The sequence below is a fragment of the Bowdeniella nasicola genome (assembly GCF_001907295.1).
Classification (GTDB): domain Bacteria; phylum Actinomycetota; class Actinomycetes; order Actinomycetales; family Actinomycetaceae; genus Bowdeniella; species Bowdeniella nasicola.
In genome coordinates this window covers 1-7,575 of record NZ_MQVR01000097.1, presented here as the reverse complement: position 1 = coordinate 7,575, position 7,575 = coordinate 1, and the positions used below count along the sequence as shown (strand labels likewise).

The 7,575-nt window shown below is 64.7% G+C and carries 6 protein-coding genes; 1 reads left to right on the top strand and 5 read right to left on the bottom strand.

Annotated features, from left to right (window positions below; genetic code table 11):
• Positions 1–206: 206 nt before the first annotated feature.
• From ilvC to BSZ39_RS11670, 3 genes are read right to left on the bottom strand one after another with little or no spacing between them, the layout of a single operon-like run.
• Positions 207–1,232 carry a ketol-acid reductoisomerase gene (ilvC, locus tag BSZ39_RS11680; RefSeq protein WP_073717499.1) on the bottom strand — a complete coding sequence of 342 codons (1,026 nt, stop codon included), beginning with the start codon at positions 1,230–1,232 and terminating at the stop codon, positions 207–209.
• A 26-nt stretch (positions 1,233–1,258) separates the two neighbouring features.
• The gene (gene ilvN / locus BSZ39_RS11675; RefSeq protein ID WP_073717498.1) at positions 1,259–1,795 is read right to left on the bottom strand and encodes an acetolactate synthase small subunit; all 537 of its coding nucleotides are present in this window, start codon (positions 1,793–1,795) and stop codon (positions 1,259–1,261) included.
• A 2-nt stretch (positions 1,796–1,797) separates the two neighbouring features.
• Positions 1,798–3,603: an acetolactate synthase large subunit gene (locus BSZ39_RS11670; protein ID WP_073717497.1), complete on the bottom strand. Its 1,806-nt coding sequence runs from the start codon at positions 3,601–3,603 to the stop codon at positions 1,798–1,800.
• A gap of 276 nt (positions 3,604–3,879) precedes the next feature.
• Here BSZ39_RS11670 and BSZ39_RS11665 point away from each other — a divergent pair, with 276 nt between their 5' ends.
• A complete protein-coding gene (locus BSZ39_RS11665) occupies positions 3,880–5,472 on the top strand; it encodes an aspartate:alanine exchanger family transporter (RefSeq protein ID WP_073717496.1) in 1,593 nt (530 codons plus the stop codon).
• Positions 5,473–5,483: 11 nt separating this feature from the next.
• Here the strand turns inward: BSZ39_RS11665 and BSZ39_RS11660 are convergent, their stop codons facing one another.
• Positions 5,484–6,830 (bottom strand): threonine/serine exporter family protein, encoded by a 1,347-nt coding sequence (locus BSZ39_RS11660; RefSeq protein WP_083603327.1) that lies wholly within the window; start codon positions 6,828–6,830, stop codon positions 5,484–5,486.
• A 99-nt stretch (positions 6,831–6,929) separates the two neighbouring features.
• Positions 6,930–7,436, bottom strand: coding sequence for an aldo/keto reductase (locus BSZ39_RS11655; protein ID WP_083603325.1), 507 nt, complete (start codon positions 7,434–7,436; stop codon positions 6,930–6,932).
• Between the last annotated feature and the right edge of the window lie 139 nt (positions 7,437–7,575).

Below are 7,575 nucleotides of genomic sequence, written 5' to 3'. Positions count from 1 at the left end.
CACGACCATGACCGATACCGACACGCCCGCACTAGCAAGCTAAAACCCCAAACGAGAGGAAAACGCCGTTACACCACTACAAGGGACTTGACCAGTTGCTGTCCCGAATCGTTCACGCGACGCTCCTTCCGTACTGCTCGATATTCTAGCGCGAAGACTGACGCCGGACGGTCACCAGGTGGTCACCGTCCGGCATCGACTCGCTGTTAGCGGGCGGCGGAGCCGTCCTGGTAGTCCTCGTCGCTCTTCTGCCAGGCGAACAGCTTGCGCAATTCCTGGCCGGTCTTTTCCACGGGGTGGTTCTGGCCCTCGGAGCGCAGCCGCTCGAACTCGGGCGCGCCCGCGTCCTGATCGTCGATGAAGCGCTTGGCGAAGCTGCCGTCCTGGATGTCGGCGAGCACGGCCTTCATGTTCTCCTTCACGTCCGGGGTGATAACCCGCGGGCCGGAGACGTAGTCGCCGTATTCTGCCGTGTCCGAGCATGACCAGCGCTGCTTGGTGATGCCGCCTTCGTTGATGAGGTCGACGATGAGCTTCAGCTCGTGCAGCACCTCGAAGTAGGCGATCTCCGGCTGGTAGCCGGCCTCGGTCAGGGTCTCAAAACCGTACTGGATGAGCTTGGAGACGCCGCCGCACAAGACGGTCTGCTCGCCGAAGAGATCCGTTTCGGTCTCCTCGGTGAACGTCGTCTTAATCCCGCCGGCGCGCAGCGCACCCATCGCCTTGGCATACGACAGCGCGAGCGCCCACGCCTCGCCGGACGCGTCCTGCTCGACGGCGATGATCGCGGGCACGCCGCGGCCGTCCTCGAACTGGCGACGCACCGTGTGGCCGGGCCCCTTCGGGGCGACCATGCACACGTCGTGACCCGCGCCGGGCTTGATGTAGTCGTAGCGAATGTTGAAGCCGTGCGCGAAGAACAGCGCCGCATCGGACTTCAGGTTCGGTTCGATCTGCTCGGCGTAGACCGTGCGTTGAGCCTGATCCGGAGTGAGGATCATGACGACATCGGCCTGGGCAACCGCGTCCTCGATCGTGGCGACAGCAAGCCCCTGCTCGGCGGCCTTCGCGCGCGACGAAGAGCCTTCGCGCAGGCCGACCACGACCTCGGCCCCGGAATCCCGCAGGTTGAGCGCGTGGGCGTGGCCCTGCGAGCCGTATCCAATGATGGCAACCTTCTTGCCCTGGATAACGCTCAGGTCCGCGTCGTCGTCGTAAAACATTTCAGCCATGAGGCATATCCTTTCGTGTCGCGGCGCTAGTTGCCGCGGCGGTTGCGTTCGTAGGTTCGATCAGCGAGAGATTTCGCGCCGCGCGCGATTCCAACAGAGCCCGACTGCACGATCTCCTTGATGCCGTAGGGCTCCAAAGCGGTGAGCAGGGCTTCGAGTTTTTGGCTTGCGCCCGTTGCTTCGACGATAACCGCCTCCGGGGAGACGTCGACGACGTGGGCGCGGAAGAGTTCGACGACCTGCAGCACGGCGGTACGCGAGCGGTTATCGGCCTTGACCTTCACGAGCAACAGCTCGCGCTGGACCGATTCGACCTCGTCGAGCTCGACGATCTTGATGACGTTGATGAGCTTATTCAGCTGCTTGGTCACCTGCTCGAGCGGCAGCCGCTCGGCATCGACGACGACGGTGATACGAGAGATCGCATCGTTTTCCGTCGGGCCGACCGCAAGGGAGTGGATGTTGAAGGCGCGGCGCGCAAACAGCGCGGCGACGCGGGTGAGGACGCCCGGCTTGTTCTCGACGAGCACGGACAGCGTGTGGCGATGGTTCGGCTTAGCCATGATCACTCTTCCTCCCACTGCGGGGTCAGGCCGCGCGCGTATTGGATCTCGTCGTTCGATACGCCCGCGGGCACCATGGGCCAGACCATCGCGTCGCGGGAGACCACGAAGTCGATCACGACAGGCCGGTCGGTGATCGCCTGCGCCTGGCGGATCGTGTCCTCAATGTCCTCGGGACGGGTGCAGCGCAGGCCGACGCAGCCATAGGCGTCGGCGAGCTTCACGAAGTCCGGGATCGTGCGGGTTTCGTGCCCGGTTTCGAGGTCGGTGTGCGAATAGCGGCCGTCGTAGAACAGCGTCTGCCACTGGCGCACCATGCCGAGCGAGGAGTTGTTAATGAGCGCGATCTTGATCGGGATGTCGTTCAGGGCGCAGGTCGCGAGCTCCTGGTTCGTCATCTGGAAACAGCCGTCGCCGTCGATCGCCCACACTTCCTTCTCGGGCATCCCGACCTTCGCCCCCATGGCCGCGGGAATGGCGTATCCCATCGTGCCCAGTCCCCCGGAGTTCAGCCAGGTCTTCGGGTTGTCGTAGCGGATGAACTGCGCCGCCCACATCTGGTGCTGGCCGACGCCCGAGCAGTAGATCGCATCCGGGCCGGCGAGTTCGCCGAGCTTCGCGATGACCTCCTGCGGCGCCATGAGTCCGTCATCGGTCGCGGTCCAGCCGAGCGGGTAGTTCTCGCGCAGCGCGTTCAGCTGCCGCCACCACGAGGTGAGGTCGGGCGCGCCGTCGCGGTCGTGCAGATGCTTGATCCCGGGCAACAGGTCGGTGACTACATCCTTGATATCGCCGACGATGGGGACGTCAGCCTGCCGGTTTTTCGAGATTTCGGCGGGATCGATATCGGCGTGGATGACGCGCGCGCCCGGGGCGAACGTCTCGAGGTCGCCGGTGACGCGGTCATCGAACCGGGCACCGAGCGCGACGATGAGGTCCGCGCGCTGCAGCGCCGCGACCGCGGGCACCGAGCCGTGCATGCCCGGCATGCCGAGGTGATTCGGGTGGGTGTCGGGTACGCCACCGCGTCCCATGAGCGTCGTGACGACCGCGGCGTTGGTGAGGTCCGCGAGCGCGGAGACCTTAGCGCTCGCACCAGCACGGATCGTGCCGCCGCCGACGAGCAGGACGGGGCGGCGCGCCGCTTGCAGTTCGGCGGCCGCGGCTTTGATCTGTCGGTGATGCGGTTTGACCATCGGCTTGTAGCCGGGCAGCGAGCGCTGCGGGGGCCAGGAGAAGTCCAACTCCCCCACCTGCGAGGTCTTCGTGATGTCCACGAGCACGGGGCCGGGCCGCCCGGTCCGGGCGATGTAGAACGCCTCGGCGATGCGCGCCGGGATCTCTTCGGGCTTCGTGATGAGGAATGAGTGTTTGGTGACGGGCATCGTCGCGCCGACGATATCAGCTTCCTGGAAGGCATCGGTGCCGATGAAGTTCGCGGCGACCTGGCCGGTGATCGCGACCATCGGAGTCGAGTCCATGTTTGCGTTCGCGAGTGCGGTGATGAGGTTCGTCGCGCCCGGTCCCGAGGTCGCAATACAGACTCCGACACGCCCGGTGGCGGCGGCATAGCCTTCCGCGGCATGGCCCGCGCCCTGCTCGTGGCGGACGAGGATATGGCGCAGCTTGGTCGAGGCGAACAGCGGATCGTAGGTCGGCAGGATCGCGCCGCCTGGCAGGCCAAAGACCGTGTCGACGCCGAGTTCTTCGAGAGCACGAATGACGGCTTGCGAACCAGTCATCCGTTCGGACTGCTGGGGCACTTTGCCCTGTGGAGGCCTGCCATCGGCGGCCGTGCTTCGGGTCATTGTTTTCTCCGCGACACTCGTGCTGCTACTAAAAAACCCTTCACCTGTGGGTGAAGGGCGCGCTATTTCGGGTACGTTACTTTGACCTCGCGCGCCGTGGTACGACGACGAGGGACAGAATAACGAGCTCCATGCGCATGCCGTCATGCTATCGAGGTGACCTGGCGCACGGGACACCTGTCCCACATCATGGGACTTAGACATGGAAGACTAGTGCCTGTCTATCCGTGAGTAGAGGCGCCCTCCCTGCGCTTCCCCACCCTAGAAGGGACGCCAATGCAGACGATCTTTACCGTCCTGGCAGGAAACCAAGTCCTCCTTTTAATGATCCTCCTGGGCGTCGGAATGGCCTTTGGCCACCTCAAGATTCGCGGAATTGGTCTGGGCGCCGCCGCGGTACTCTTCGTGGCGATCGCGCTATCGGCGTGGGGCTATGCGAACGGTTATGAGCTCAAGGTCGAACACGACCTAGGCATCTTGGGGCTCGCGCTCTTCGCCTTTGCGATCGGTATTAACTCCGGTCCGAACTTCTTCCACATGATGCGCACGGCTGCCGGCCCCCTCCTCGGCATGGTCGTCGTCCTCGTCGCCGGCGGCGGTATCGCCCTGCTGGTCGGCAAGGCACTCGGGATGGATATCCCGCTCATCGCCGGTACCTTCGCCGGCGCGATCACGAACACCCCGGCGCTGGCCTCCGCTGGTAAGGCCTCGGGACAGCCGGATCTCGCGACCGTTGGCTACTCGATCTCTTACCTCTACGGCGTCATCGGCATGCTCGTCTTCGCGCAGCTCGCGCTGAACTACGGCAAGCACGACAAGGACACACCCTCGCCGATCGGTAACCGCACGATCCGCGTCGAGCGCGATGACAAGCCGGCGATCGCCGATCTGCAGCGAATCCTTGGCACGTCGCTGCAGTTCTCCCGCCTGCGTCGCGGCGAGGTCGGCCCGATCACGACGCCGCTGCCGAGCGATCAGCTCTTCCGCGACGACCTCGTGACCGTCGTCGGCCCCGAAGAAGTCGTCCAGAAGGCGACCGCCGAACTCGGCCACGACTCCTCACACTCGCTACTATCCGACCGGCGATACCTCGACTTCCGGCGGATTACCGTCTCCGATCCGAAACTCGCGGGCCATCAAATCCATGAACTCGGGCTGGAAGATAAGTTTGGCGCGACGGTCTCGCGAGTGCGCCGCGGCGACGTCGACATGGTCGGCACGCCCGACCTCGTCCTGCAGCTCGGCGACCGGGTGCGCGTCGTTGCCCCGACGTCCCGGATGAAGGGCATTTCGAAGTACTTCGGTGACTCGGCCCGCGGCCTGACCGACATCAACCCGATCGCACTCGGCCTTGGCATGGCGCTCGGCATCCTCATCGGCGAAGCGCCGATCCTCACGCCCACCGGAGCGACGTTCTCGATCGGCTCGGCCGCCGGCACCCTGCTCGTCGGCCTCGTCATGGGCAAGATCGGGCGCATCGGCAAGGTCGTCACCGCGATTCCCTACACCGTGTGCCAGGTCATCTCCGAACTCGGCCTACTGATCTTCCTCGCCTACGCGGGCACCGCGGCGGGCGGCCAGATCCTCAACGCGTTCACCGGTGGCTCCTGGTGGAAGATCTTCATCCTCGGCTTCGTCATCACGACGTTCGTCGGCATCGGGATCTACTCGGTCATGCGTTGGGGCTTCAAGCTCGGTGGCACCCGCACCGCGGGTGTCCTTGGCGGCACTCAGACGCAGCCGGCCGTGCTCGCCTTCTCGAATAACCGCACCAACGCTGACCCCCGCGTCGCCCTCGGCTACGCGATGGTTTACCCCGCAGCGATGATCGTGAAGATCCTTATCGCCCAGGTGCTTGGCGGCCTCTAGGGGCCAGTCCGTTAGCGGGCGGCGACGTCCGTAAAGATCCGACGCGTGCGGGTGGTGTCCTGATCAAAGGCCCACCCGCGGTCGGTAATCATGCGGGAAACCGCGAGCCCGACACCGATCGCGCACACGACGAAGACGACCTGGACCACCTGGGCGAGCGCCGAGGTGACCTCGCCGTTACTCATCGCCGTCAGCGCCCGGTACAGCGGCACGCCCGGAATCATGATGACGACCGCGGGCACGGACAGCGTCACGCGCGAGTACCGCCACAGGATCGACAGCAGTGAGGCGAGCAGTCCGATAAAGAGCGCCGCGAGGCCGACGGCTGCCTGGCTGACGATCGCGGTGTGATCGACCAACAGCAGCCGACCCGTGTTCGTGACGGCGGCGATTCCGGCCGCGGCGGACGCGACCTTGAGCGGTGAATTAAAGAGCATCGCGAAGCCGAAGGATGCGATGAACGACGCGAGGATGCGCAGCAGGTTCAACACGACCGGGCTCAGTTCGGGGCCGACGCTGGGGTTGACATCCCAGTGCAGTGAGGCTGACACGGCCCAGACCGCGATGCCGGTGGATGCGAGCAGAACCGTCACGTAGGACAGCCGCGTGATGCCGGCGAGCAGGTCCATGCGGACGAGGTCGAGAATGCCGGTGACGAGCGGGAAGCCGGGGACGAGAAACAGGATCGCGGAAATGACGCCGGCCTGATGGTTGTGGTCGACCCAGCCGAACCAGTTCAGTGCGGTCACGAACGACGTGTAGATCAGGGTGCCGAGCGCGCCACACAGCATCCACACGCCGAAGTGGTTCATGTGGCGGTGCATCATCTGGCGACGCGTGGCCTGGCCGACGAGGGCCGCGAAGAAGACGACGAGGCATTCGACGAGGCCGCCCTTGTTGAGGAAGGCGAATCCCGCACAGGCGAAGGCGGCGGCGAGCATGTTCGCCACGGCTCCGTACAGTGGACGCGCGCTTTCGATCTCATCGAGCGCGGCGTGGGCGTCTTCCACGCTCATGCCGGGGCGTAGCCCGCGAACGAATTCGCGCAGCCGGTCGATCTTGTCGGCGTCGACGCCCGCGCGGCGCGTCTCACCGATCTCGGTGCGGAACGTGCCGTTGGCGAAGGAGGTCGTCGTGATTTCGGTGAACGTCACCTGTCCGCGATGGGATTCGATCCCGACGGCGTGCGCGAGGCGCGACATCGAGTCCTTGACGCGGAACGCGCCCGCGCCCGATCCGAGCAGCGCGAGGCCGAGTCGCATGACGACACCGCTTTGCAGGGCGAGGCGCTCATGCGGCGGCAGGTCCGAAAACTCCTCGAATCGTGGTTCCTCGGTGGGGTCGCTCGCGTTGTTCATCGTATTCACGGACCTATCGTGCCACTGGAAGGTAAATGATCGGAGGACTGAAGTCTTGCCCCGACCGTCACCGTCGTCACGCACAAAACTATGCGTTCGTTAAAACAGCGCAACCTTGGCGGGAGACGGGAAGATCTCGTCGAGACGCTGCAGCGTCTCGACGGTCAGTTCAACGTCGAGGGCCGCGGCATTGGCTTCGATCTGTTCGGGTTTCGTCGCGCCGGCGATGACGGAGGCGACCTGGGGACGCAAGGCGAGCCATGCGATCGCGATCGCCGATTTGCTCGCGTCGATGTCGTGGGCGAGCTCGCGGAGTTTCTTTAGCTGCTCAAGGTCCGCCTGGGCGAGTTTGTCGCCTCGCGATAGGCGGGATCCTCGCGGCGCCTTCCCGTCGGTGTATTTGCCGGTGAGCAGGCCGGATGCGAGGGGGAAATACGGGAAGATCCCGAGGTTGTAGTTGATCGCCGCGGGCACGACTTCGAGCTCGGCTCTGCGATCGATGAGGTTGTAGTGGGAATGGGAGGAGACAAACGGCGTGAGACCTCGGGCTTTGGCGACCTCGTGCGCTTCGGCGATCTGCCAGCCAGCGCGGTTGAAGTGGCCGATATAGCGGCTCTTCCGGTTCTAGAGTGCGTTGACCCGGGCTGATACAGGGTGTCAGGAAGTTTGTGTGTGAGGCTCTGATCTAGAAGGAGTTTCACCGATAATGACTACGGTGTCACCGAAGAAAAGCCACGACCCGGCG